We start from the raw sequence: 20,743 nt of genomic DNA on the forward strand, positions 1-20,743 counted from the left end.
TTATGTCTGCAAGATCATTGCGGATGTTCTTTCCCGTTTTGGTGCAGCAGAATATTTCAGAAAAATTATTATGATCGAAAAAAATCCCGGGATTCTTCTCAGATTCCCGGGATTTCCAATCGTAGCGGAAGGGAGATTTGAACTCTCGACACCACGGGTATGAACCGTGTGCTCTAGCCAACTGAGCTATTCCGCCATGATCAATATGAAATTTTTCATATAAATGGGACCTATAGGGCTCGAACCTATGACCCTCTGCTTGTAAGGCAGATGCTCTCCCAGCTGAGCTAAGATCCCATTAAGTAGCGGAAGGGAGATTTGAACTCTCGACACCACGGGTATGAACCGTGTGCTCTAGCCAACTGAGCTATTCCGCCATAACATATGTATTTTCATATGAATGGGGCCTATAGGGCTCGAACCTATGACCCTCTGCTTGTAAGGCAGATGCTCTCCCAGCTGAGCTAAGACCCCATTACTTCCGGCTGACGTTTCCGTCAAGCGCGATTGCTTGTACAGTTTAACCTATTTTTTCGGAATTGTCAACAGTTTTTTTAAATTTTTTGTGATGAGCTGTCCATTATCATTAAACGCACAGAGACTCAACTGAGTCGGCTGTGCGTTTTTTCTTTACTACAACCCCATAGGACGGAGGTGAGACTGACGGGAAAGTACCGCTACCTGACCTTCGAGGACAGGAAGAAGATCGAGGCGTGGCATCTGCTTGGAGATCGGCCGGTCGATATTGCGGCCCGCCTGAGCGTCCACCACACCACGATCTACAAGGAGCTCCAGCGAGGCGCGACCGGCGCGCTGGACGCCAACCAGCGCGAAGGGTACAGCGCAGAGCTCGCCGAGAGGCGGCTGCGTGAGAGCTTCAAGCGCAGAGGTAAACGAGCACCGGCCGCACAGTAGCCAAGAACACCCGGCAGCGCCGGGCCGAAGAAAGGAGAGCCCAACATGAAAACGATCACACGACCCCGACGCTGAAAATGGACGAGCTGCGCACCCCCTCCGCGCTGCTCTCTGAAGCGATCCGGCGGTCGTGTTTCTGCTTTTCAGGGACTCGACACCACTAAGATCCCCGGCTCTGGCCGGGCCAAGACGAAAGGAGACCACCATGACACGCAACCCCAATGTGTACGGCTATGTAAACGGGAAACCCGTCTTTTCCCGCGACGAGTTCATCTTTGAACACCGCAAGCGCGGCCCTATTGAGGACGACGCCGAGCTCATAGCCTTCGCCGAAAAAGCAACGAGCGGCTGGCATAACGCCGGCTGGAGCCATAGCTTTATCAGCTTCTACCTCAGCGACTACGCGCTGAGCGAACCCCTTGCAAGCCTGACGCTAAGCGAGTTCGGACGCCTGAAGGAGCTCCAGCAAGAAGCACGCGAAGCCGCCAAAGCTGTGGACGACGCTCGGTGCTGGCGGCTCAAGGAGACGATCAACTGGGCCGACAACAGCGTCGAGGAAATCTACGAGGACAAAGACGGTAACACCAAGCACGTCACGGTCGTCGGCCCGCACGGCGACGCCTGCTGAGGAGGTGCGGAACATGAACGCCAAAGCCATCCGGCAGCTCGCCGACGTCACGCTGGACAAGTACCGCAGCTCGATCCCCCGCAAAGCCTTTGAGGAGTTCGTGAAGGACATCATCGCCGGCGAGAACCGCGCGACCGCCTTCAGATACGAGGCGACCCCAATCTGCCGGGCCTCGTTCCCGTCCACGCTGGACGAGGACGGCGCCCGCTGCACCGTGGAGGTCACGGTCTACCGGCTGAACGCCGTGGCCGCCACAGCCTTCCTGCTGGACGGGCCCGAGACGCTGCTGCGGCACATCGGGCTCGACGAGCGGGACACATACACCACCAAGCACGAGATCGACGACCTCGTCACCGTCGTGCACATCGCCAGAGAGGAGGCGCCAGCATGGCAGCACTGAGAGACATCGCCCGAGACTTCGCCGCGGAGATCCGCGACGGCATCGGCTGGACAATCGTGTATCGCACCGGCCGCTCGTGGAACGCCCTGACGATCTGGAGCGACATCTGGAACGGCGAGTGGGAGACTGACGACCTCAACGACGCCATCGGGATCCTGAAGGCAGACCCGGACGCCGTCATCGTCAACGGCTACTACTGCGGCCACTTCGGTGAGGACATGACCATCGACGAGATCGCCGCCGGGATCCGCTGGCACTACGAAGGCGGCCGCAACCGCCTCGCGGACTATTGCGAAGTCACGCAAGGCCGGGACGCCCTCGAGGAGGGCCGCAAGGCTGCCGAAGCTGCCGGCCTCCCGTTCTGTGAGCGCCTGACCGACGGAGGCGACGACGAGCTGAGCCCCTACGTCTACGACGGCAGCATGACGCTCGCCGATCGTGAGAAGATGCAGCAGGCCCGCGAAGCCTTCGAGAAGCTGGCCGACGCTCTGCGGGAAATCGCTGCCAAGCTGGCCGAGGCCCTGAAGCCGGTCATCAACGCCGTGCTCTCTGCCCTCAAAAAGCTCTGGAAGGTATCGGCCAAGGCCATCGGAGTGCCACCGAAGTGGCTGCACCTCGCAGCTCACGCAAAGAAAGCCAGAACCCGGAAGAAGTACCGCAACCGCATCCGGCGCTACGTTTTCGAGGCTCTGGCTGCGGAAGGAGGTGGAGGCCCATGACAGCCAAGTGCGTCGGCTGCGGGCTCGACTGGAACGTCAGCATCTACCAGAAGATCCCCCGCACCGGCTACATCTGCCCGCACCGTGAGAGCCGGCTCCGCGCCGGCGAGACCCTGCCAAACATTCAGGCCAGCCAGAAGGCTCGGCCGCAGAGAACGAAAGGAGCAACCCCATGAAAAAGATCGCACTCAAGAACGCCGCCCGCGGCACGGCCTTCGACTATGCCGGCCAGAGCTGGATCCTGCTGGAGAATGATGACGGCCGCGCCCTCTGCCTGAGCAAGGACATCATCGAGACCCGAGCCTTTGACGAGGGCAACTGCAACAACTTCGCCGTCGCCAGCAGCAAGGAATACCTCAACGGCGCCTACCTCGACAACCTGCTCGAGGACGTGAACGGCCCCAACGCCTTCCTGACCACGGAGCTCGACCTGACCACCGACGACGGCCTGAAGGACTACGGCACCTGCACCGTCACCATCTTCCTGCTGACGGTCGACCAGTACCGGCGCAACCGCGACGTCATCCCAAATGCAGACGACTGGTGGTGGCTGTCCACCGCCTTCAGCACGAAGTCTAACGGCTACGAGTCACTCGCCCGCCTCGTCTGCGCCGATGGCACTCTGCTCAGGAACAGCGCCTGCCGCGGCAACTACGGCCTGCGCCCCGCTTGTTATCTGGACTCTGATCTCCTGATCTCCGTCGAGGACGACGAAGCCACCGATGACGTCACGCCGGAGCACGCCGGCGAGATCATCGCGGCGCTGGCCGAGCAGTTCGGCGGCACCTTCGCCACCGAGGATCAACTGACCACGGCCCTCTCGTTTATGCTCGGCACCCTGAGAGCTACCCGCGAGAAGGAGGCCCGGCATGAGTAACCTCTCCACCCTGCTCGACCGCTACAAGGCCCTCGTCGTGTTTGATACCGAGACCAGCGGCCTCGACTTCGACAGCGACCAGATCATCGAGCTCGCCGCCCTGCGCGTGGAGCGCACGGCCACCGGCGGCCTGCGGATCGCCGGCAAGATGGACACCTTCATCAAGCTGCCCGAGGGCGAGACCCTCCCGGAGAACATCGTCAGCCTGACCGGCATCACCGACGAGCGGCTCCAGACCGAGGGCGTGCAGCCTGCCAAGGCGGCCAGCCAGATCGCCAAGCTCATGCAGAACGGCCCGACCCTGATGATCGCCCACAATGCGCAGTTTGACGCCTGTTTCCTCCGTGGCCTGCTTCGCGGCCAGAAGGTCGGCCGGATCGACTGGCTGGACAGCCTGACGGTCTACAAAGACCGCAGGGCCTACCCGCACAAGCTCGCCAACGCGATCATCGCCTACGACCTCACCGGCAAGGTGCAGAACAGCCATCGCGCCATCGACGACGTGCTGGCTCTGTTCGAGGTACTGAAGGCGATGGACGACGAGCGCGAGGATCTCGGCAGCTACGTCAACCTGTTCGGCTACAACCCCAAGTACGGCGTCAGCGGCCGCCGGATCGTGGGCGTCAGATATGAGCCGCAGAGCTTCAGCAAGGGCCTGACTCGCCCGGAGCAGACGCTCCCGGCCCGCGTGGCGCGGAGGTGACAGCATGAGCCCGGAGATCACGATCACGAGCGAGGAGCTGCGCGAGCGCGTCGAGGATCACCTTGACCGCTGGATCCCTGATGACGTCTGGAACCGTGCCGAGCCCTACGCCCGCCACAAAAACGAAGTAAACCGGCAGCGGCACCCCGAGATCGACTACTACGACAACGACTACCTCGTGCTGCTGACCGCTGACACCGTCCGAGAGACCGAGTTCAGCGACCTCACTCACGCCCTCTGTGATCTGACCGTCGCACGGGCTCAGTGAAAGGAGAAACCAATGGAAACCACAAAAGAAAGGGCCGCCCGTTGCGACCGGGCGACCCATGCGAGAAGATCCAGCAGCCTGCCAGCATACGGATCCCGCACCGCAAGTATAACACGCCGGCGCCGCCGTGCCAAGAGGAAAGCCCTGAGAGCTGCCACGCTGGCCGCTGCCGTCCTTCTGCTGGGCGGCATCTCTGTGGCAATCTTCACCACCCCGACCGGCAGCAAGCAGGAGACCAACATCCTGCCGCCGACCACAACCGTCGGCACATACATCCCGGACACCACCGCACCGGCCACTGAGACCGTGGAGCCGACCGAGCCCGCCGTGCGCTACCCTCTGACCGACGCCGAGCGCGACGTCGTCGAGCGCGTGGTCATGGCCGAGGCCGGCGGGGAGCCCTTCGAGGGGCAGATGCTCGTCGCTCAGTGCATCCTCAACGCAGCCGAGAAGCGCGGCGTCGCCCCCTCTGAGGCCGTCGTCCTTTACAGCTACACCAAGAGCCGGCCGGATCCCACGCAGCGCGTCAAGGACGCCGTCGCGGCCGTGTTTGACCGAGGCGAGACCGTCGTGGACGAGCCGATCCTCTACTTCTACAACCCCGCCCTCGTAACCAGCGACTTCCACGAGAGCCAGATCTTCGTCATCGAGGAAGGCGGGCACCGTTTCTTTGCAGAAAGGAGTACCAGATGAAACACCTCACCGAAATGAAGCCGGGCGAGACCCTGCACCTCCGCAGCGGCCGCGACCTCGAGCTCGAGAGCGTCACCCCTGTCACCTGCGGCGTGATGCTCACCTTCAACGTCACCGAGAGAAAGGAGGCTGCTGAAAAATGATCCAAGCCAACACCGTCATCACCGGCGACAGCCTGACCGTGCTGCGTGACATGGAGGCCGACAGCGTCGACATGGTCATCACTGACCCGCCCTACGGTATCGACTACCAAAGCGGCCGAAAAGAAAAGGCCAGCCGTCTCGCAAAAATCGCCAACGACAAGGCCCCGTTTATCTGGTGGATCTATGATGCCGCCAGAGTCGTGAAACGCGGGGGGGGGTACTCTGTTTTACCCGCTGGGACGTTCAGCAGGTATTCATCGACGCGCTGCGTCTCGCTGGCCTGACGGTCAAGTCGGTCATCGTGTGGGACAAAAAGGCGCACGGCATGGGAGACTTGAAAGGATCTTTTGCCCCGCGATATGAGGCCATCATCTTCGCAACCAAGGGACGCTACGAGCTCCCGGGAAAACGGCCGGACGACTTGATCGCCTGCGCCAAGGTCGGAAACCAGAGCCTCACCCACCCCAACGAGAAGCCCGTGGCGCTGCTGGAGCAGCTCATCGAAGCTACCACCATCCCCGGCGCCCTGATCCTCGATCCCTTCGCCGGCAGCGGCTCCACGCTGGCTGCGGCCGCGAAAACCGGCCGGCAGTACATCGGGATCGAGATAGACGAACAATACAGCAAGCTCGCGGCCGCCAGAGCCGCCGAGCACCATCAGAAAGGAGAAACAACATGAGCGATAAGACCACCGCGGCCCTCGCTGCCGAGCAGGCAGACGTCGAGGCCACCACCACACAGGAGCCCGAGCTGCTGCCTGCTGCCACGCTGGACGAGCTGGAGCAGGTCGACCTCGGCACCGTTGCAGAGGGCGAGCGCGCCCCGTTCCGCATCACCGACGACCGCTGTGCCGACTGGGCCATCCGCAAGATCGCCGACGAGCGCAGCGAGTACGACCGTCTGAAGGCTCTGGCAGACGAGCAGATCGCGGCCATCAACGAGAAAGTCGCCGCCGCCCGCAAGCGCATGGAGAACGGCACCTCGTACCTCACGAGCTGTCTGGCCGACTTCTTCGCCACCGTCCCCCACAAGGAGACCAAAACGACGGAGAAGTACCGCCTCCTCTCCGGCACGCTGACCTTCAAGAAGGGCACCACCAAGACCAAGCTCGACGAGACCAAGCTGGTGCCGTGGCTCAAGGCCAACGGCTACGGCGAGCTCGTAAAGGTCGAGGAGTCAACCCGCTGGGCTGATCTGAAGAAGCTGCTCAGCTACACCGGCGACATCGCAACCCTGACCGAGACCGGCGAGATCGTGGAGGGCGTCACCGTCTACGAGACCCCGGGCATCTTCACGGTCGACGTGTAAGGAGGCACCGACATGGCAGAAACCAAGAAAACCGAGGCGGCCGCTGCTGCGGCCCCTCCTGAAGCCGCCTGCCTGACGCTCCGGCAGAAGCTCGTCGAAATGCGGAAAGCCTGCCCGGAGATCGTCAAGAAGCAGCACAGCGACGGCGTCAGCTACAAGTACGCCAAGATCTACGACGTGTGGGAGAAGATCACCCCCATAATGAACGAGCTCGGCGTCGACTTCGACGTTATCAGCGAGCAAGCCACGCGCCACGCCGAGAACGGCGACCCGGTCTACTGGATCACCATGCAGACCAAGACCCGCAACGGCGACAAGCTCATGTTCCTCTACGAGGCCGACCTGACGATCCGCTGGCTGAACCTCGACAACGACGACGAGACCATCGAGGCCACCGTCCACGCCGTCGGCTGGAACGATGACCCCGCCAAGGCCAAGGGCGCGGCCCACACCTACGCCCTGAAATACTACCTTTTCGAGAAGTTCACCGTCGACCAAGGCGAGGACGACCCCGACAACAGTGACTTCGGCGCGCAGGGCAAAGGATCCGGCGCTGGAGGCCGCCAGCAGGCCGCACAGGGCCGTCAGGGGCAGGGCTCCGGCCGTCTGAGCGACGCGCAGCTCGCGCGCCTCTACAAGAAGGCAGAGGCCGCAGGAATGACCAAGGAGCGCACCAACGCCCGGATCGTGGAGAAGTACAAAAAGCAGGATCCGGCCACCCTGACCCGCCAAGAGTACGACGAGATCTGCACGTCCCTCGACAACGCGGCCGCACAGCATAACCAGCAAGGAGGAAACGCCTAATGTATAACCACACCGGCCTCCAAGGCCGTCTAACCGCTGACCCTGAGCTCAGGTACACGCAGCAGGGCACGGCGATCACCAGCTTCACCCTCGCCAGCGACACCGGCCGCAAGACCAAGGACGGCAAGAAGATCACCAACTTCATCGAGTGCGTCGCATGGCGCGCACAGGCCGAGTTCGTCTGCAAGTACCTGAGCAAGGGCCGCCTCGTCCTCGTCGAGGGCGAGCTCACGAGCCGCAGCTACGAGGACAAGGACGGAAACCGCCGCAAAGCCGTCGAGATCACGGTCGACTCCGTCCACTTCTGCGACAGCAAGAAGGACGGCGGCCAGAGCTCTGGCGGCGACTTCGCCGATCCGGGCTATTCTGAGGGCTCCGGCGGCTTCACGGAGATCGAGGACAATGGCGACCTTCCATTTTAACATGACCGCCGGACGACCGGCAGACGACCAAAAGCAGGCCACAAACAAACGACCACAGAAAGGAGGTGACGACCGTGGCATGGCTGCAAGTGCATCAGACACTCAAGGATCACCGCAAACTGTTCGACGCTGCTGACCAGCTCGAAGTCGAGCCGCCGCACATGATGGGGCTGCTCGTCTCGTTCTGGCTGTGGGCCCTCGACAACGCCCCGACCGGCAGCCTCGTCGACATCACGCCGCGCATGATCTCGCGGGCCGCTCAGTGGGACGGAGACCCCGAAAAGCTGGCGAAAACGCTGATCCGGGCGGGCTGGATCGACGAAAAAGAGGACGGGACGCTCGAGATCCATGACTGGTACGAGTACGCCGGCAAGCTGATCGACCAGCGGCAAGCCGAGAAAGAGCGCTCCCGCAGTCGCCGGGCCGCTGCTGCGGCGTCTGCCGACGCCTCGCCGGACGACCAAACGCCGACCGCAGGACGACCGGCAAACAGCCGCAAGAAAGCCGGAGGCAGAGTAGACCAGAGTAGAGAAGATAAGACAAGAGAAGGTAATACACCCCCTTCCCCCTCTGACGAGGGGAGTGACGGCGGCACGAAGTCGCTCGTCGAGGCCAGATTTCTCGAGTTCTGGAAAGCCTACCCGAAAAAGACCGGCAAGCAGTACGCTCTGAAGGCGTGGAACAAGATCAAGCCCACCGCTGAGCTCCACGAGAGGATCATGCAGGCGGTCGACGCTCAGAAGCGGAGCGACCAGTGGCGCCGGGAGAACGGACGCTACATACCGAACCCGAGCACATGGCTCAACGGCGGCTACTGGGACAATGAGGAGGTGAACGAAGGTGCAGAAAATCAGCGAGATCCTGAACAGCCCGACAGCTCCGGCCGAGACTGGGGCAAGGGCTTCAAGCCGGCCGACGACGAGTGACGCTGGTAACTGGATCTGGAGCAACGACGAGCGCCTCGCCGGCCGTCCCGGAGTCCCTGAGCCCGTCCCCTGCGAGTTCTGCGGCGCCCTGCGCTACCACAAGGGCATCCAGCTCGGCAACCGCATCCTCTGGCCTCCCTACGGAGCCGAGCGATGCACCTGCCCCGAGGCCGTGGCTGCCTATGAGAAGGCGAAGGCAGAGCGCGAAGCTGCTGAGGCCGCGGCCGCCAAGACTGAGGAGGAGAAGAAAATGCGCGATCGCATCAAGCGCATCGTCGGCGAGTCAGGCATGGGCGACCGTTTCCTGCGGCGCACCTTCTCCACCTTCCAGCTCACCGACGACAACAAGCGAGCAGCGGCAGCCGCCCGGCGCTATGCCGAAGGCTTCGACGCCATGCTGCCGCAGCCCGGCCGTCAGGAACCCGGCCGCAACGGTCTGTTTATCGCGGGCCCGCCGGGCACTGGCAAGACCCACCTCGCCGCTGCCATCGCCAACCACCTGATCGCGCAAGGCAAGCCGGTCATCTGCATGACGATGATCGACCTGCTGGAGCGCATCAAGCGCACCTACTCCACGACCGGCGGCAGCGAGAGCGACGTCCTGAAGATCTACAAGACCGTCCCGCTCCTCGTGATCGACGACATCGGTAAGGAGCCGCCGACCGAGTGGGCGATCTCCACGGTCTACAACATCATCAACGGCCGCTACGAGGCATACCTGCCGACAATAGTGACCACCAACTACGACACCGAGGCCCTGATCGACCGCATGACGCCGCGGGAAAGCCACGACAGCATGACGGCCCGGGCCACCATCGACCGGCTCATGGAAATGTGCAGGGGCATCACCCTCACTGGCCAGAGCTGGCGCTCACGATAGGAGGAACAACATGAAAAAGGTTTACATCTGCTCCCCGTGCCGCGGGGACTACGAGAACAACATCCAGCGCGCCAAGGAGTACAGCCGCGCGGCTGTGGAGAAGGGCGTCATCCCCGTCACCCCGCACATCTATCTCACGCAGTTCATGGACGACAACGTCCCCGAGGAGCGTGAGCTGGCCCTGAAGATCGGCAGCGAGCTGGTGCTCGGCTGCTCCGAGCTGTGGGCCTTCGGTATTGACCACCCTTCGGCCGGTATGGCCGCGGAGATCGAGCTCGCCAAGGCGCACGGCATCCCCGTCCGCAACGGCTTCGAGGCCATCAGCGAGCTGAAGCCTGACGAGGAGCTGGAAAACAGCGAGGAGGACAAGCCGGACATCGGCAGCGTGACGATCCACCTGCCTGCCCGCGGCGGCTCCATCCACGTCCACCTCGACGGTGCCACCATCCTCACGCTCGCCGACCGCCTGATCTCCGATCCGGGCATCCACATCGAGATCGGAGGCTGAACGCCGTGACGAAGTACGACCCGAGAAAGAACGCGGAGGGCTACAACGACCCGACGCCCTACGCAGCCGAAAAACACATGATGGCGCAGATCCGCGGCAAGCAGGCCAGAGTCGCCGGCGGCTACTTCGAGAATATCATCTCGGCCTCGTGCGACTACTACCTCAGCCGCGGCCTCGCAAAGATCGAAAAGACGCCGGAGCCCATGAAGCCCCTCGGCGCCAAGAACCGCAAGGGCCAGTTCCTCGCCTGCTATACCAAGCAGGCCCAGCCGGACTATGGCGGCACCCTGAAGGGCGGCCGGAGCATCTACTTCGAGGCCAAGCACACCGACGACGAGCGCATCGAGCAGCGCCGGCTCACTCAAGAGCAGCAGGACGACCTCGAGGCCCATCATAAGCTCGGCGCCATCGCCTTCGTGCTTGTCTCCGTGAGCCTGACGGACTTCTACCGCGTGCCGTGGCCCGTCTGGCGTGATATGGCCGAGATCTACGGCCGCAAGTACATGACGCACGCAGAGCTCTCCCGCTACGAGGTGCCGGCGACGGCCGGCTTCATCAAGTTCCTGCACGGCATCGAGTCGGAAACGCTCGGAAAGGAGGACGCCCATGATCCCACTCCCTGACAAGAAGTACAGCATCATCTACGCCGATCCTCCGTGGAGCTATCAGAACCGCGGCACCAGAGCGGCAGCCTCCAAGCACTACGACACCATGACCATCGAGGACATAAAGCGCATGAGCGTCGGAGCTGCGGGGGGGGGTATTGCTAACGAGGATTGCGTGCTTTTCATGTGGGCGACCTTCCCCATGCTCCGCGAGGCCCTCGACGTGATCGAGGCGTGGGGCTTCAGCTACAAGACCGTCGCCTTCAACTGGGTAAAGCAGAACAGAAACGGCACCGGCATCTTCATGGGGCTCGGAAACTGGACGCGCAGCAACTCAGAGATCTGCCTGCTGGCGACCAAGGGCAAGCCGAAGCGCATCAGCGGCAGCGTCCGCAGCATCGTCCTCTCCCCGCTCCAGCAGCACAGCAGAAAGCCGGCCGAAATCCGCGACAGGATCGTCGAGCTGATGGGAGACCTGCCCCGTATCGAGCTTTTCGCCCGAGAGGCTGCCCCGGGATGGGACGTGTGGGGCAACGAAGCGCCGACGCCTGAAGTCAAGGACGCGCCAGCCGACAGCGTCGAGCTGGCCGGAAAGGAGGAAACACATGAACCAGACAACCAAAGAGACCCGGCGCCGCAGCTATGACGCCGTACTCCCCAAGCGGGCCGCCCGCTGCCGCCTGATCCTCGAGACCCTCGGCAACCGTGAGCTCACGGCCAGCGAGATCACTGAGGAGCTCGTCGCAGCCGGCCGGATCCCGTACTTCAACCGCAACTACGTCGCCCCTCGGCTCACAGAGCTGAAGGAGATCGGGATCCTCACGACGGTCGGCCGCCGTAAGGCCACCCGCTCGGACGCCACCGAGGCCGTGTGGGCCAGAGCGGAGCCTTCAGGCCCCACGGGCCAGACGGCCGCAGCCTACGCAGACAACCCGACCGAGGCCGAGCAGATGACGCTCGGATCGGCCACCTGAGAGGAGGGCCAGCATGGAACGTCTGACCCACGAGAGAGTCAACGGCATAAAGACGGGCTACTGGAGCGCAGCCACCAAGGAGGTGCTCGTCCAGAAGCTCGCCGCCTATGAGAACACGGGCTATGAGCCCGACGAGATCCGCGCAGCCATTGAACAGGCTGCCAAGAGCAGCGAAACCAAAACCGCGACAGTCATGGCCGAGTGTATTGCGGGCGCCCTGAAGGACACGCTCGAGAAGTACGGAACGGCCGGAGACAAAGAGAAAGGAGCAACCACATGAACGAACAGAACCAGCGCGACAGCATCATGTCGATGGCCCGCGGCGCCTTCGAGGAGCGCGTCGACTATGAGATGGACAAGGTGATCCAGAACATCCTCGACCCCAACACGAAGGCCACGGCCAAGCGCAAGATCACCCTCACCATCGAGCTGACCCCGGACGACGAGCGCCGCACCATCGGCGTCCAAGTGACGGCCAAGTCTACGCTCGCAGCCACCAACCCCGTCGCCACGGCCCTCTATGTCACCTCCGACGGCAACGGCGAGCTCGTCGTCGCCGAGATGGTGCCGCAGGTGCCCGGCCAAATGAACATGGACGGCACGCAGCAGGAGGCCCCGAAGCTCCTGAAGCTCGTCCAGCACGGATAAACACCCACAACACAGAACAAGGAGGACAACACAATGCTCGCAAAAATGATCGACAAAATCGTCAGCCTGAAGGAGACCAAGATCTTCGAGATCGGCGGCCAGACCTACGCCGACGCATCCCTCACCCGCATCCCACCCCACGTCGACCGCCCCGACTGCATCAGCGTCAGCGGCCTCGATAGCATCTGCAAGCTGATCCGCACCGAGCTCGAGAAGGTCGGCACGACCATCATGGTGCAGGTCAAGAGCAACGACACCGTCGAGGTGATGACCACCTACCTGAGCGACTTCTCCCGCAACACGCTCTACCGCGCCAAGGCTGACGCCCCGGGCCTGTACACCGGCTTCAGAGGACGCGAGGTAGCCCTGATCGAGCTGCGGAGTCTCTGCATCCCCAACGAGGGCACGGCCTACCTGCTCGACCTGCTGAGTCGCATGACCAACGAGAACAGCGTCAGCACCAACGACAACGGCGTCACGCAGACCGTCGAGGCCCGTCAGGGCGTCGCCCTCAACGCGCTCATCGAGATCAAGCCGCGCGTCATGCTGCGGCCGTTCCGCACCTTCCTCGAGGTGGAGCAGCCCGAGAGCGAGTTCCTGCTGCGCGTGGATCCCGACGAGGGGATCGGCTTCTTCGAGGCTGACGGCGGCATCTGGAAACTCGAGGCGAAGAAGAACATCGCCGACTACTTCCTGAAGAATATGGGCGATCTGATCGACGCCGGCAAGGTCGTCGTCATGCAGTAAATGGAGCGCCGGGCGGGCTCCGGCCCGCTCGGCTTTTCTGAAAGGAGCAGCACCGTGAAAGAATACGAAACCCTCACCCGTGAGAAGGTCGACGTCGTGCCCTTCGGCTGCGGTATGCCGGAGACCCACCTGATGCAGGACTGGAGCGACAGGATGCTCGACCTGATCCTGAACGGGCCCACCATCAACGGCATCAAGAAGGACGAAGTGCGGGCCATGCTGCGCGAGACCTACACGGCCCTGAAGCAGTACGAGAAGATCGGCCCGATGGCCTCGCCCTTCATCAACGACCCGACGGCCATCGTGGCCCGGGCCTTCTCTGAGCTCTACCCCGGCGTCGAGTACGTCGCGCAGTACGTCCCCGACCTGCGGGACGAGACCAACGGCACCGCCTACGGCCTGACCATCTTTCCAGACGACGGCAGCACGCCGATCGTCTGCATCTCGGCCGAGGCGCCCATCAGCGCCGCCCCTGAGCTGCTGGCGCACGAGCTGGCCCACGTCGCCACCCCGGAGGACACGGAGCACGGCGAGAGCTGGAGCGCAGCGTCGGAGGCCATATTCAAGAAGTACAACGAGCTCCTCGACACCATGATCCACGACGAGCCTGAACCCATCCTCTCGCCCCACCAGCCCGGAGACGGCGGGATCCTCACCATGCCGCTGCGCGATAACGTCCCGGAGCCTCCGACGGACGACTGGCAGCTCACCACCTGCCCCGTCTGTGGCGCTGAGTGCTGGCAGACAGACACGGCCCGCCGGATCCTCGCACTGGAGCCTGACGTCCGAACCGCCTGCACAGCCTGCGCGCTGAAGGGGCTCGGCAAATAATACTGGAGGTAATACATGAACAACGAAAGAAACAACACGACGGCCGGCGGGATCGGCTTCTGCGGCCTTCTCACCGTCGCCTTCATCGTCCTGAAGCTCACCGGCGTCATCAACTGGAGCTGGCTGTGGGTACTTGCCCCGATCTGGATCCCGACCGCCATCACCCTCGCCATCATCGTGATCGTGCTCGTGGTCATACTGGTCAGAGAGCTGACGAAGGGAGGCCGCCCGTGATGACCACGGAGGAACGCCGGGCCCTGCTGGATCGTGCGATCACGACCTACGGCGCGCCGGCACAAATGGACATGGCCGAGCTGACCAAAGCCCTCTGCAAAATCAAACGGGCACAGGCTGGCTGCGAAGTGACCGCAGCGATCGGTAACGTGATCGAGGAGATGGCCGACGTCCAGATCATGCTCGACCAGCTCCGCATCATCTTCCACCGATCCACCGAGGAGGTCGAGGAGGCGAAGCTGGAACGGCTGAAAAACCGTCTTGACGGCCGAAACAACTGGCGGGACTCCAGCCTCCACAAGTGGATTGAAAATCAATTTTCAGCAGGAGGTGACGGCCATGAATAAACCACAGCCGCAGACCGGCCCCGAGATCGAGGAGTACAGCACCACGGCCACGCCGAAGGCATACGCCGGCAGCGTCCCCGTGTTCTGTGCGCACGACGCCATCGTCCCGCTGAAGGATCTGCGGCCTAATCCCAAAAACCCCAACCAGCACCCGCCGGAGCAGATCAAACTTCTCGCCTCTATCATCCGGGCGACCGGCTGGCGCGCCCCGATCACCGTCAGCAAGCGCAGCGGGCTCGTCACCAAGGGCCACGGCCGTCTCATGGCCGCGCAGCTCGACGACCTGACCGACGCCCCGGTCGACTATCAGGACTACGCCAGCGAGGCCGAGGAGCTGGCCGATCTGACGGCTGACAACCGCATCGCGGAGCTCGCCACCACTGACAACAAGATGCTCGCCGAGGTTTTCGCCGACATCGACACCGGCGAGATCCCGTTCATGCTCAGCGGCTACACAGAGGAAGAATACGGCAATCTTGTCACGGCTCTGTCCGAAGCTCTGCATGATGACGAGTCGGAAAAGGAGGACGGCGACACCGAGCCCGAGGCGCCGCCAGAGGAACCATTCACCGAACCCGGCGACCTCTGGCTGCTGGGAGACCACCGGCTTTACTGCGGTGACAGCCTGAAGATGGGCGACGTTCAGAAGGCAACCGACGGGCAGCGCGCCGACCTTATTTTCACCGACCCGCCATACGGCATGGGAAAAGAGAGCGACGGCGTCCAGAATGACAACCAGAACCAGAACGATCTCCTCGAGTTCAACAAGAAGTGGATTGCGCTCAGTTTCTCGATCCTGAAGGAAAACGGGAGCTGGTACTGCTGGGGCATCGACGAGCCGCTCATGGATATTTACGCCTTCATCCTTCGGCCGATGATCGCCGCGAACCAGATCACGTTCAGAAACTACATCACATGGGCGAAGCACTCAGCCTTCGGAGTCAACAGCGAGCTCATGCGGAGCTACCCGAGGGAAACCGAGAAATGCCTCTTTGTTATGTGCGGCGTCGAAGGCTTCAACAATAACAAAGACCATTTCAACGACGCATACGAGGCGATCCTCGATTATATGGTCGGAGAGGCTCAGAAGGTCGGACTCAAGGCCAAGCAGCTCACGGAGATCACCGGCGTTCAAATGTGGGGGCACTGGTTTAGCAAATCGCAGTTCACGCCGATCCCGGAGTGGCACTACAAAAAGCTCCAGCAGGCATTTAAGGGCCGAGCCTTCAGCCTTCCACACGATCAAGTGATGAAACTGCGCAACAAGCCGTCCGAGGCATACCAGAGCATGAAAACAGAAGCGATGGAGCTGCGCGCCTTCTTCGACAACACACACAACGACAGCGACGAGCATGACATAATGACCGATGTGTGGCGTTTCCCGATCACAAACACAGCAGAAAGAGACGACGCAGGCGGGCACGCAACGCCGAAGCCGATCGCACTGTGCGAGCGGGCCATTCTGAGCAGCAGCCGGCCGGGCGAGCTCGTGGTCGACTTCTTCGGAGGCTCAGGCTCGACGCTCATAGCCTGCGAGAACACCGGGCGAACCTGCGCCATGATCGAGCTCGAACCCAAATGGTGCGACGTGATCGTGCGGCGCTACATCAAAACAACTGGAGACAATAACGTGCGCTGCGTCCGTCAAGGCCGAGAGCTACCGCGCGAGGAGATCGCCGCGATCTTCGAGCCTGACGAGGAAGGAGGTGAGCAGGAGTGACGCCCTGACATAATGAGCGAGAAGCCGATCACACAACGGATCAAGGACAGGCTCGCGGCCTACACCGCCATGCTGAGGGACATCGACAACCAACTCGAGCGCCTCGACCGCATGGAGATGACGATGGCCTCCCCGCCCGGCCCTGACCTGACAGGTATGCCCCGCGGATCCGGCACACCATCCGACCGCACCGGCATGATGGTGGAGCGGAAAATGGAGCTCGAGGAACAGATCGACCGGCTCAAGGCTGAGGAGAAGCAGGAGCGCAACGCCATCGAGGGCCTGATCCTCCAGCTCTCCGACCCCGACGAGCGCGCCGTCATCCGGCTGCGCTACTTCGACCGGGCCGACTGGGAGAGCACCTGCGGCGTCCTGTTCGGTGATCGGCGGGACTACATCGACAGAGTGGACGCCTACCAGAACAGGACATACAAGATCCACGGCCGCGCCCTGCTCAACCTCGCCGCCGTACTGGACGAGTTGGAGCCCCTGCCTGAGCTGCGGCAGTAAAACGCAGTAAAAGGAACAAAAGGGAAGTAAAAGGAATTGAAAAGCAGTAGCGACCCGTGCTATCCTATATCCTGCAAAAGACCGCCGGACACACGGGCAACGCCGTGACAATTCCGAGCGGCTGACCAGAGGAAAACCGAATAACAACCGACGGCAAGAGGCCGACGGGCGAACCAACGCCCGCCGGTCTCTTTTTGCATATTCAGGAGGTGACAATAACGGCAAAGGCAACTATCACCATGCAGGTCGAAAACTTCCAAAAGCTCATGGACACTGTCGCGCAGATCGACGAGCAGGGCCGCAAGGCCGTGAAGGCCACCGTCCGCGACGTCAAGGCAAGAGCGCCGAGCTGGATCGCTCAGGAAGTCACATCGGTCTACAACATCAAGAAGGGCGAGATCACCCCGTCCGGCAAGAACAGCAGCAAGCCGAAGAAGACGGCGGGCAGCGCCAACGTCTCGGGAGAGACCATCGAGGAGCTGACCATCACCTACTCCGGCCGGATGCTCACCCCTGTGCACTTCGGCATGACACCAAAGACCGCACCGCCGGGCAAGAGCTACACGCTGCGGATGCAGGTGGTCAAGGGGCAGAAGAAGGTCATCGGCCGTTACCTGAACACCCGCACCCCGGGCGGCCCGTACTCCGAGCGATCGCACAACATCCTCATGGGGACGGGCAACACCAAGGCCGGCGGCGTCAGCGCCATTCCATTCCAGCGAATGAGCCGGACGCGCACCGACATCAAGAAGTTCACCACCATCTCGGTGCCCTCCATGATAACCAGCGAGCGCACCAATGAGAAGATAATGACCCGACTCCAAGAGGAGACGGCCAAGCGCCTCCAGCACAACCTCGACCGAGCTCTCGGGAAGTAGCCCACAGCGGCCCGCAGGGCGCCCACCACGGCGCCCTGCACCGAGCCCGGCCCCACACCGCCAGACGCGCACAGAGTGCGCCACAGCGCCGCGCAGACGCCTCCACGGCCACGCGCAGCGCCGCAAGGTACTGTGACGGGCCTCTCTGGCCTGCGGTGCTGGCGAGCCCAAAAAACGCGCAGCCGGGGAAAATTTTTTTCGGGCCGTTTCGTTTCGCCCGAGCAGCAGAAAGGAGGGAGCACCATGCCGAACCCAACCAACAACAAGCTCGTCGACAGCAAGACCATCGCGGCCCTGTTCGACATGACGCCCCGCCGAGTGCAGCAGCTCACCAAGGATGGCGTCATCGCCGCGGTCAAGGAAGGCAACGCCAACCGCTATGACCTGCTGCCGACGATCCAGAGGTACATCCGATACCTGACGGCCAAGGCCAACGGCCGGGAGCCGTCGAAGAAGGACAGCGAGATCGAGGGCCGACGTCTGGAGGCTGAGGCTGACCTCAAGCGCAGCAAGGCAGACATCGCCGCCCTCCAGCTCAGTGAGCTCGAGGGCACCATGCACCGCAGCGAGGACGTCGAGGCTGTGATGACCGACCTCGTCTACAATATCAGGTCGATGCTCGTGGCCCTGCCGGGCCGTCTGGCCGTCGACGTCACCGGCGCAGCAACACCCGCCGAGGCGTCTGAGATCATCCGCACAGAGGTCTACAAGATCCTGACGGAGCTGGCCGGTTATAAATACGATCCCGAGGTGTACGCCCGGCGAGTAAGGGATCGGGAAGGCTGGGGCGAGCAGCTCGCCGATGACGCGGACGACTAAAAAAGCCGCCGCGAAGCTCAATACCGCCATCGCCGGAGCGGTCAAACGCTTCGCCCCGCCTGAGAGCCTGACCGTGGACGAGTGGGCCGACAAGCACCGCCGCCTCTCCCCGGAAAGCTCAGCCGAGGCCGGCCCGTGGCGTACCAAGCGCACCCCGTACCTCGAGGAGCCCATGCGGGCCTTTACGGATCCGAAGGTGCACAAAATAGTCATGGTGGCCGCCTCTCAGGTCGGCAAGTCTGAGCTCGAGCTCAACATCATCGGCTACATCATCGATCAAGACCCCGGCAGCATCCTCTACGTCCACCCGACCATCGACGACGCCCGGAAGTTCAGCCGCCTCCGCGTGGCCCCTATGATCCGCGACAGCAAACCCCTGAAGGCGAAGGTGCACGACGTCAAGGCCAAGGACAGCGGCAACACGATCCTCCAGAAGTCGTTCCCGGGCGGGATGCTCACCCTGACCGGCTCCAACAGTGCCTCGGCTCTGGCCTCCACGCCTGCCCGCTATATCATCGGCGACGAGCGCGACCGCTGGGCGACCAGCGCCGGCACCGAGGGCGACCCGTGGGCGCTGGCCGAAGCACGTCAGGCCACATTCTACAACGCCAAGGCGGTCGAGGTCTCCACCCCGACCATCAAGGGCAACAGCAACATCGAAACGAGTTTTTACCAAGGCACGCAGGAACGCTGGTGCCACCGCTGCCCCGAGTGTGGGGAGTACAGCGAGATCGTGTTCGACAATATCCACTTCGACCCGGAGGCCAAGAGGATCCGCGGGAAAAAGTCGTGGAGCCTCAAGAGCGGCGTCTCGTGGAGCTGCCCGGCGTGCGGCTGCCTGATCCCCGAGGACGTCATGCGAAAGCAGCCGGCCAAGTGGATCGCCGACAACCCGGACGCCTACAAGAAGGGCGTCCGTTCTTTTTGGCTCAATGCCTTCTCGAGCCCGTGGACTCCGTGGGAGAAGATCGTCCTCAAGTTCCTCGACGCCAAGGATGACCCGCAGCGCCTCAAGGTCGTCTACAACACCCTGCTCGGCCAACTGTGGGAAGATCGCGGCGACCTCGAGGACGAGGACACCATGCTCGCCCGCCGTGAGGACTACGGCACCCGCTCGGACGGCACCCCTGTGGAGCTGCCTGACGGCGTGCTCGTGCTGACCTGCGGCGTCGACACTCAGGACAACCGCCTCGAATACGAGGTAGTCGGTCACGGGAAGTACGGCGAGACGTGGGGCGTCGTCAAGGGCTACATCATGGGCCGGCCAGACACCCCGGAGGTCTGGCAGCGGCTCGATGACGTGGTCGACCACGTCTACAAGTTCAAAAACGGCCGCGGCCTGAAGATCTCCATCACCTGCGTCGACTCCGGCGGCCACTTCACCCAAGAGGTCTATGAGGCGTGCCGGGCCCGCGTCGGCAAGCGCGTCTTTGCCATCAAGGGCAAGGGCGGCGACGGCATCCCCTTCGTCTCGCCCCCGAGCAAGGTGCCGATCCGCGACAACAAGCGGATCACCTGCTGGCTCTACACCATCGGAGTCGACGCCGGCAAGGCGACGATCATGGCTAATCTGAAGGTGCAGGAGCCCGGGCCAAAATACTGCCATTTCAACCGGCACCCCGACGCCGGTTATGACCTCAATTTCTTCAACGGGCTCCTCTCCGAAAAGCTGGTGCTCACGCACACGCGCCGCGGCGACCGCTGGGCGTGGGATAAGCTGCCCGGGCACAACCGCAACGAGGCCCTCGACTGCCGCGACTACGCCAACGCCGGCCTCAAGATCATCAACCCCGACATGGACGCCATCGAGCGCCGCCTGCAAGGACTGGAGGAAAAACCGAAGGCCCCGCAACAGCGACGGCAGCGGCAACGGCACAACCGGGCCGACGCCTTCGACGACTGGTAAGGAGGACAGACCACAATGAGAAAGACCCGCGAACAAATCGAGTACCAGCTCTCCATCAAGAGGAACCGGCTGGAGCTCTACCTGAAGCGAGAGGCCGAGATGCTGGACGGAGGCGTCCAGAGCTACGGCATCGGCTCGCGCAATCTGGCCCGCTACAACACCGACCTCGGATCCATCCGGGCCGCCATCAAACAGCTCGAGGCAGACATCGAAGCCCTCGAGGCCGCACTGAACGGCGAGAAGCCGCGAAAAGCTGTGGGAGTAGTGCCCCGAGACTGGTGAAAGAAGCCCCGAAAGGGGCTTTTTTCATAGGCCGACGCCGGGAGTTTT

At 62.7% G+C, this 20,743-nt stretch carries 33 protein-coding genes and 4 tRNA genes; 33 read left to right on the plus strand and 4 right to left on the minus strand.

What is annotated here, in order from left to right; all coding sequences use genetic code 11:
• Positions 1-122: 122 nt before the first annotated feature.
• From V2546_RS10385 to V2546_RS10400, 4 genes are all read right to left on the minus strand, one after another.
• A tRNA-Met gene (locus V2546_RS10385) sits at positions 123-196 on the minus strand.
• Positions 197-224: 28 nt separating this feature from the next.
• Positions 225-297 (minus strand) — tRNA-Val (locus V2546_RS10390).
• A 6-nt stretch (positions 298-303) separates the two neighbouring features.
• Positions 304-377: transfer RNA gene (locus tag V2546_RS10395), tRNA-Met, on the minus strand.
• 24 nt (positions 378-401) lie between these two features.
• Positions 402-474, minus strand: a tRNA-Val gene (locus tag V2546_RS10400).
• Between the two features lie 180 nt (positions 475-654).
• Between V2546_RS10400 and V2546_RS10405 the strand changes: the two genes are divergently transcribed.
• From V2546_RS10405 to V2546_RS10565, 33 genes are all read left to right on the plus strand, one after another.
• Positions 655-915 carry a helix-turn-helix domain-containing protein gene (locus V2546_RS10405; RefSeq protein ID WP_020989852.1) on the plus strand — a complete coding sequence of 87 codons (261 nt, stop codon included), beginning with the start codon at positions 655-657 and terminating at the stop codon, positions 913-915.
• A gap of 205 nt (positions 916-1,120) precedes the next feature.
• On the plus strand, positions 1,121-1,543 hold the full coding sequence (locus tag V2546_RS10410; protein WP_329752266.1) for a hypothetical protein: 423 nt from the start codon (positions 1,121-1,123) through the stop codon (positions 1,541-1,543).
• A gap of 13 nt (positions 1,544-1,556) precedes the next feature.
• Entirely contained in the window at positions 1,557-1,943 is a 387-nt protein-coding gene (locus V2546_RS10415; RefSeq protein WP_329752267.1) for a hypothetical protein, read from the plus strand.
• Complete coding sequence (locus V2546_RS10420) at positions 1,931-2,662, plus strand: hypothetical protein (RefSeq protein ID WP_329752268.1); 732 nt, start codon at positions 1,931-1,933, stop codon at positions 2,660-2,662. The genes V2546_RS10415 and V2546_RS10420 overlap by 13 nt, the downstream gene beginning before the upstream one ends.
• The gene (locus V2546_RS10425) at positions 2,659-2,838 is read left to right on the plus strand and encodes a hypothetical protein (protein WP_329752269.1); all 180 of its coding nucleotides are present in this window, start codon (positions 2,659-2,661) and stop codon (positions 2,836-2,838) included. Before V2546_RS10420 ends, V2546_RS10425 begins: the two co-directional genes overlap by 4 nt.
• Positions 2,835-3,539 (plus strand): DUF6273 domain-containing protein, encoded by a 705-nt coding sequence (locus V2546_RS10430; protein ID WP_329752270.1) that lies wholly within the window; start codon positions 2,835-2,837, stop codon positions 3,537-3,539. The genes V2546_RS10425 and V2546_RS10430 overlap by 4 nt, the downstream gene beginning before the upstream one ends.
• The gene (locus V2546_RS10435; RefSeq protein WP_329752271.1) at positions 3,532-4,242 is read left to right on the plus strand and encodes a 3'-5' exonuclease; all 711 of its coding nucleotides are present in this window, start codon (positions 3,532-3,534) and stop codon (positions 4,240-4,242) included. The genes V2546_RS10430 and V2546_RS10435 overlap by 8 nt, the downstream gene beginning before the upstream one ends.
• A gap of 4 nt (positions 4,243-4,246) precedes the next feature.
• On the plus strand, positions 4,247-4,510 hold the full coding sequence (locus V2546_RS10440) for a hypothetical protein (RefSeq protein ID WP_033120894.1): 264 nt from the start codon (positions 4,247-4,249) through the stop codon (positions 4,508-4,510).
• Positions 4,511-4,522: 12 nt separating this feature from the next.
• Positions 4,523-5,203, plus strand: a complete 681-nt coding sequence (locus tag V2546_RS10445; protein WP_329752272.1) for a cell wall hydrolase — start codon at positions 4,523-4,525, stop codon at positions 5,201-5,203.
• Complete coding sequence (locus tag V2546_RS10450; RefSeq protein WP_195278354.1) at positions 5,200-5,346, plus strand: peptidylprolyl isomerase; 147 nt, start codon at positions 5,200-5,202, stop codon at positions 5,344-5,346. The genes V2546_RS10445 and V2546_RS10450 overlap by 4 nt, the downstream gene beginning before the upstream one ends.
• Complete coding sequence (locus tag V2546_RS10455; protein ID WP_329752273.1) at positions 5,343-5,630, plus strand: N-6 DNA methylase; 288 nt, start codon at positions 5,343-5,345, stop codon at positions 5,628-5,630. Before V2546_RS10450 ends, V2546_RS10455 begins: the two co-directional genes overlap by 4 nt.
• A 17-nt stretch (positions 5,631-5,647) precedes the next feature.
• Positions 5,648-6,025, plus strand: a complete 378-nt coding sequence (locus tag V2546_RS10460; protein ID WP_329752274.1) for a DNA-methyltransferase — start codon at positions 5,648-5,650, stop codon at positions 6,023-6,025.
• Positions 6,022-6,654: a host-nuclease inhibitor Gam family protein gene (locus V2546_RS10465; RefSeq protein WP_329752275.1), complete on the plus strand. Its 633-nt coding sequence runs from the start codon at positions 6,022-6,024 to the stop codon at positions 6,652-6,654. The genes V2546_RS10460 and V2546_RS10465 overlap by 4 nt, the downstream gene beginning before the upstream one ends.
• Positions 6,655-6,666: 12 nt before the next feature.
• Entirely contained in the window at positions 6,667-7,458 is a 792-nt protein-coding gene (locus tag V2546_RS10470) for an ERF family protein (RefSeq protein WP_271949202.1), read from the plus strand.
• The gene (locus V2546_RS10475; RefSeq protein ID WP_329752276.1) at positions 7,458-7,880 is read left to right on the plus strand and encodes a single-stranded DNA-binding protein; all 423 of its coding nucleotides are present in this window, start codon (positions 7,458-7,460) and stop codon (positions 7,878-7,880) included. Before V2546_RS10470 ends, V2546_RS10475 begins: the two co-directional genes overlap by 1 nt.
• Positions 7,881-7,954: 74 nt before the next feature.
• Positions 7,955-8,806 (plus strand): hypothetical protein, encoded by an 852-nt coding sequence (locus V2546_RS10480; protein ID WP_227144320.1) that lies wholly within the window; start codon positions 7,955-7,957, stop codon positions 8,804-8,806.
• Positions 8,721-9,686: an ATP-binding protein gene (locus V2546_RS10485; protein ID WP_329752277.1), complete on the plus strand. Its 966-nt coding sequence runs from the start codon at positions 8,721-8,723 to the stop codon at positions 9,684-9,686. The genes V2546_RS10480 and V2546_RS10485 overlap by 86 nt, the downstream gene beginning before the upstream one ends.
• 10 nt (positions 9,687-9,696) lie before the next feature.
• Entirely contained in the window at positions 9,697-10,194 is a 498-nt protein-coding gene (locus tag V2546_RS10490; RefSeq protein WP_329752278.1) for a DUF7768 domain-containing protein, read from the plus strand.
• A gap of 5 nt (positions 10,195-10,199) precedes the next feature.
• Complete coding sequence (locus V2546_RS10495; protein ID WP_329752279.1) at positions 10,200-10,817, plus strand: Holliday junction resolvase RecU; 618 nt, start codon at positions 10,200-10,202, stop codon at positions 10,815-10,817.
• On the plus strand, positions 10,801-11,445 hold the full coding sequence (locus tag V2546_RS10500) for an MT-A70 family methyltransferase (protein WP_329752280.1): 645 nt from the start codon (positions 10,801-10,803) through the stop codon (positions 11,443-11,445). The genes V2546_RS10495 and V2546_RS10500 overlap by 17 nt, the downstream gene beginning before the upstream one ends.
• Positions 11,405-11,773 (plus strand): hypothetical protein, encoded by a 369-nt coding sequence (locus tag V2546_RS10505; RefSeq protein WP_008981445.1) that lies wholly within the window; start codon positions 11,405-11,407, stop codon positions 11,771-11,773. Before V2546_RS10500 ends, V2546_RS10505 begins: the two co-directional genes overlap by 41 nt.
• 13 nt (positions 11,774-11,786) lie before the next feature.
• On the plus strand, positions 11,787-12,053 hold the full coding sequence (locus V2546_RS10510) for a hypothetical protein (RefSeq protein WP_195278362.1): 267 nt from the start codon (positions 11,787-11,789) through the stop codon (positions 12,051-12,053).
• Complete coding sequence (locus V2546_RS10515) at positions 12,050-12,421, plus strand: hypothetical protein (protein ID WP_227107443.1); 372 nt, start codon at positions 12,050-12,052, stop codon at positions 12,419-12,421. The genes V2546_RS10510 and V2546_RS10515 overlap by 4 nt, the downstream gene beginning before the upstream one ends.
• 33 nt (positions 12,422-12,454) lie before the next feature.
• Positions 12,455-13,168: a hypothetical protein gene (locus V2546_RS10520; RefSeq protein ID WP_329752281.1), complete on the plus strand. Its 714-nt coding sequence runs from the start codon at positions 12,455-12,457 to the stop codon at positions 13,166-13,168.
• Positions 13,169-13,222: 54 nt separating this feature from the next.
• Entirely contained in the window at positions 13,223-13,999 is a 777-nt protein-coding gene (locus V2546_RS10525) for a hypothetical protein (RefSeq protein ID WP_329752282.1), read from the plus strand.
• A gap of 15 nt (positions 14,000-14,014) precedes the next feature.
• A complete protein-coding gene (locus tag V2546_RS10530) occupies positions 14,015-14,233 on the plus strand; it encodes a hypothetical protein (protein ID WP_329752283.1) in 219 nt (72 codons plus the stop codon).
• Complete coding sequence (locus tag V2546_RS10535; RefSeq protein WP_329752320.1) at positions 14,233-14,580, plus strand: hypothetical protein; 348 nt, start codon at positions 14,233-14,235, stop codon at positions 14,578-14,580. The genes V2546_RS10530 and V2546_RS10535 overlap by 1 nt, the downstream gene beginning before the upstream one ends.
• Positions 14,573-16,300, plus strand: a complete 1,728-nt coding sequence (locus V2546_RS10540; RefSeq protein WP_329752284.1) for a DNA methyltransferase — start codon at positions 14,573-14,575, stop codon at positions 16,298-16,300. The genes V2546_RS10535 and V2546_RS10540 overlap by 8 nt, the downstream gene beginning before the upstream one ends.
• A gap of 12 nt (positions 16,301-16,312) precedes the next feature.
• A complete protein-coding gene (locus V2546_RS10545) occupies positions 16,313-16,810 on the plus strand; it encodes a hypothetical protein (RefSeq protein ID WP_195385490.1) in 498 nt (165 codons plus the stop codon).
• A 239-nt stretch (positions 16,811-17,049) separates the two neighbouring features.
• Entirely contained in the window at positions 17,050-17,688 is a 639-nt protein-coding gene (locus V2546_RS10550) for a serine/arginine repetitive matrix protein 2 (protein ID WP_329752285.1), read from the plus strand.
• 243 nt (positions 17,689-17,931) lie between these two features.
• Positions 17,932-18,507: a protoporphyrinogen oxidase gene (locus V2546_RS10555; RefSeq protein ID WP_227144331.1), complete on the plus strand. Its 576-nt coding sequence runs from the start codon at positions 17,932-17,934 to the stop codon at positions 18,505-18,507.
• Positions 18,491-20,413 (plus strand): phage terminase large subunit family protein, encoded by a 1,923-nt coding sequence (locus V2546_RS10560; RefSeq protein WP_329752286.1) that lies wholly within the window; start codon positions 18,491-18,493, stop codon positions 20,411-20,413. Before V2546_RS10555 ends, V2546_RS10560 begins: the two co-directional genes overlap by 17 nt.
• Before the next feature lie 15 nt (positions 20,414-20,428).
• Positions 20,429-20,695 (plus strand): hypothetical protein, encoded by a 267-nt coding sequence (locus V2546_RS10565; RefSeq protein ID WP_118647711.1) that lies wholly within the window; start codon positions 20,429-20,431, stop codon positions 20,693-20,695.
• The last annotated feature ends 48 nt before the right edge of the window (positions 20,696-20,743 follow it).

This window comes from Clostridium sp. CM74B_53 (assembly GCF_036318045.1).
Lineage (GTDB): Bacteria > Bacillota > Clostridia > Lachnospirales > Lachnospiraceae > Pilosibacter.

Coding starts and splice junctions, on each gene's coding strand:
- V2546_RS10565 (WP_118647711.1), top strand. CDS start 20,429: ATGAGAAAGACCCGCGAACAAATCGAGTACCAGCTCTCCATCAAGAGG.
- V2546_RS10435 (WP_329752271.1), top strand. CDS start 3,532: ATGAGTAACCTCTCCACCCTGCTCGACCGCTACAAGGCCCTCGTCGTG.
- V2546_RS10560 (WP_329752286.1), top strand. CDS start 18,491: ATGACGCGGACGACTAAAAAAGCCGCCGCGAAGCTCAATACCGCCATC.
- V2546_RS10505 (WP_008981445.1), top strand. CDS start 11,405: ATGAACCAGACAACCAAAGAGACCCGGCGCCGCAGCTATGACGCCGTA.
- V2546_RS10475 (WP_329752276.1), top strand. CDS start 7,458: ATGTATAACCACACCGGCCTCCAAGGCCGTCTAACCGCTGACCCTGAG.
- V2546_RS10500 (WP_329752280.1), top strand. CDS start 10,801: ATGATCCCACTCCCTGACAAGAAGTACAGCATCATCTACGCCGATCCT.
- V2546_RS10465 (WP_329752275.1), top strand. CDS start 6,022: ATGAGCGATAAGACCACCGCGGCCCTCGCTGCCGAGCAGGCAGACGTC.
- V2546_RS10515 (WP_227107443.1), top strand. CDS start 12,050: ATGAACGAACAGAACCAGCGCGACAGCATCATGTCGATGGCCCGCGGC.
- V2546_RS10430 (WP_329752270.1), top strand. CDS start 2,835: ATGAAAAAGATCGCACTCAAGAACGCCGCCCGCGGCACGGCCTTCGAC.
- V2546_RS10415 (WP_329752267.1), top strand. CDS start 1,557: ATGAACGCCAAAGCCATCCGGCAGCTCGCCGACGTCACGCTGGACAAG.
- V2546_RS10530 (WP_329752283.1), top strand. CDS start 14,015: ATGAACAACGAAAGAAACAACACGACGGCCGGCGGGATCGGCTTCTGC.
- V2546_RS10425 (WP_329752269.1), top strand. CDS start 2,659: ATGACAGCCAAGTGCGTCGGCTGCGGGCTCGACTGGAACGTCAGCATC.
- V2546_RS10410 (WP_329752266.1), top strand. CDS start 1,121: ATGACACGCAACCCCAATGTGTACGGCTATGTAAACGGGAAACCCGTC.
- V2546_RS10450 (WP_195278354.1), top strand. CDS start 5,200: ATGAAACACCTCACCGAAATGAAGCCGGGCGAGACCCTGCACCTCCGC.
- V2546_RS10520 (WP_329752281.1), top strand. CDS start 12,455: ATGCTCGCAAAAATGATCGACAAAATCGTCAGCCTGAAGGAGACCAAG.
- V2546_RS10470 (WP_271949202.1), top strand. CDS start 6,667: ATGGCAGAAACCAAGAAAACCGAGGCGGCCGCTGCTGCGGCCCCTCCT.
- V2546_RS10545 (WP_195385490.1), top strand. CDS start 16,313: ATGAGCGAGAAGCCGATCACACAACGGATCAAGGACAGGCTCGCGGCC.
- V2546_RS10550 (WP_329752285.1), top strand. CDS start 17,050: ATGCAGGTCGAAAACTTCCAAAAGCTCATGGACACTGTCGCGCAGATC.
- V2546_RS10510 (WP_195278362.1), top strand. CDS start 11,787: ATGGAACGTCTGACCCACGAGAGAGTCAACGGCATAAAGACGGGCTAC.
- V2546_RS10490 (WP_329752278.1), top strand. CDS start 9,697: ATGAAAAAGGTTTACATCTGCTCCCCGTGCCGCGGGGACTACGAGAAC.
- V2546_RS10540 (WP_329752284.1), top strand. CDS start 14,573: ATGAATAAACCACAGCCGCAGACCGGCCCCGAGATCGAGGAGTACAGC.
- V2546_RS10420 (WP_329752268.1), top strand. CDS start 1,931: ATGGCAGCACTGAGAGACATCGCCCGAGACTTCGCCGCGGAGATCCGC.
- V2546_RS10455 (WP_329752273.1), top strand. CDS start 5,343: ATGATCCAAGCCAACACCGTCATCACCGGCGACAGCCTGACCGTGCTG.
- V2546_RS10555 (WP_227144331.1), top strand. CDS start 17,932: ATGCCGAACCCAACCAACAACAAGCTCGTCGACAGCAAGACCATCGCG.
- V2546_RS10440 (WP_033120894.1), top strand. CDS start 4,247: ATGAGCCCGGAGATCACGATCACGAGCGAGGAGCTGCGCGAGCGCGTC.
- V2546_RS10535 (WP_329752320.1), top strand. CDS start 14,233: ATGACCACGGAGGAACGCCGGGCCCTGCTGGATCGTGCGATCACGACC.
- V2546_RS10445 (WP_329752272.1), top strand. CDS start 4,523: ATGGAAACCACAAAAGAAAGGGCCGCCCGTTGCGACCGGGCGACCCAT.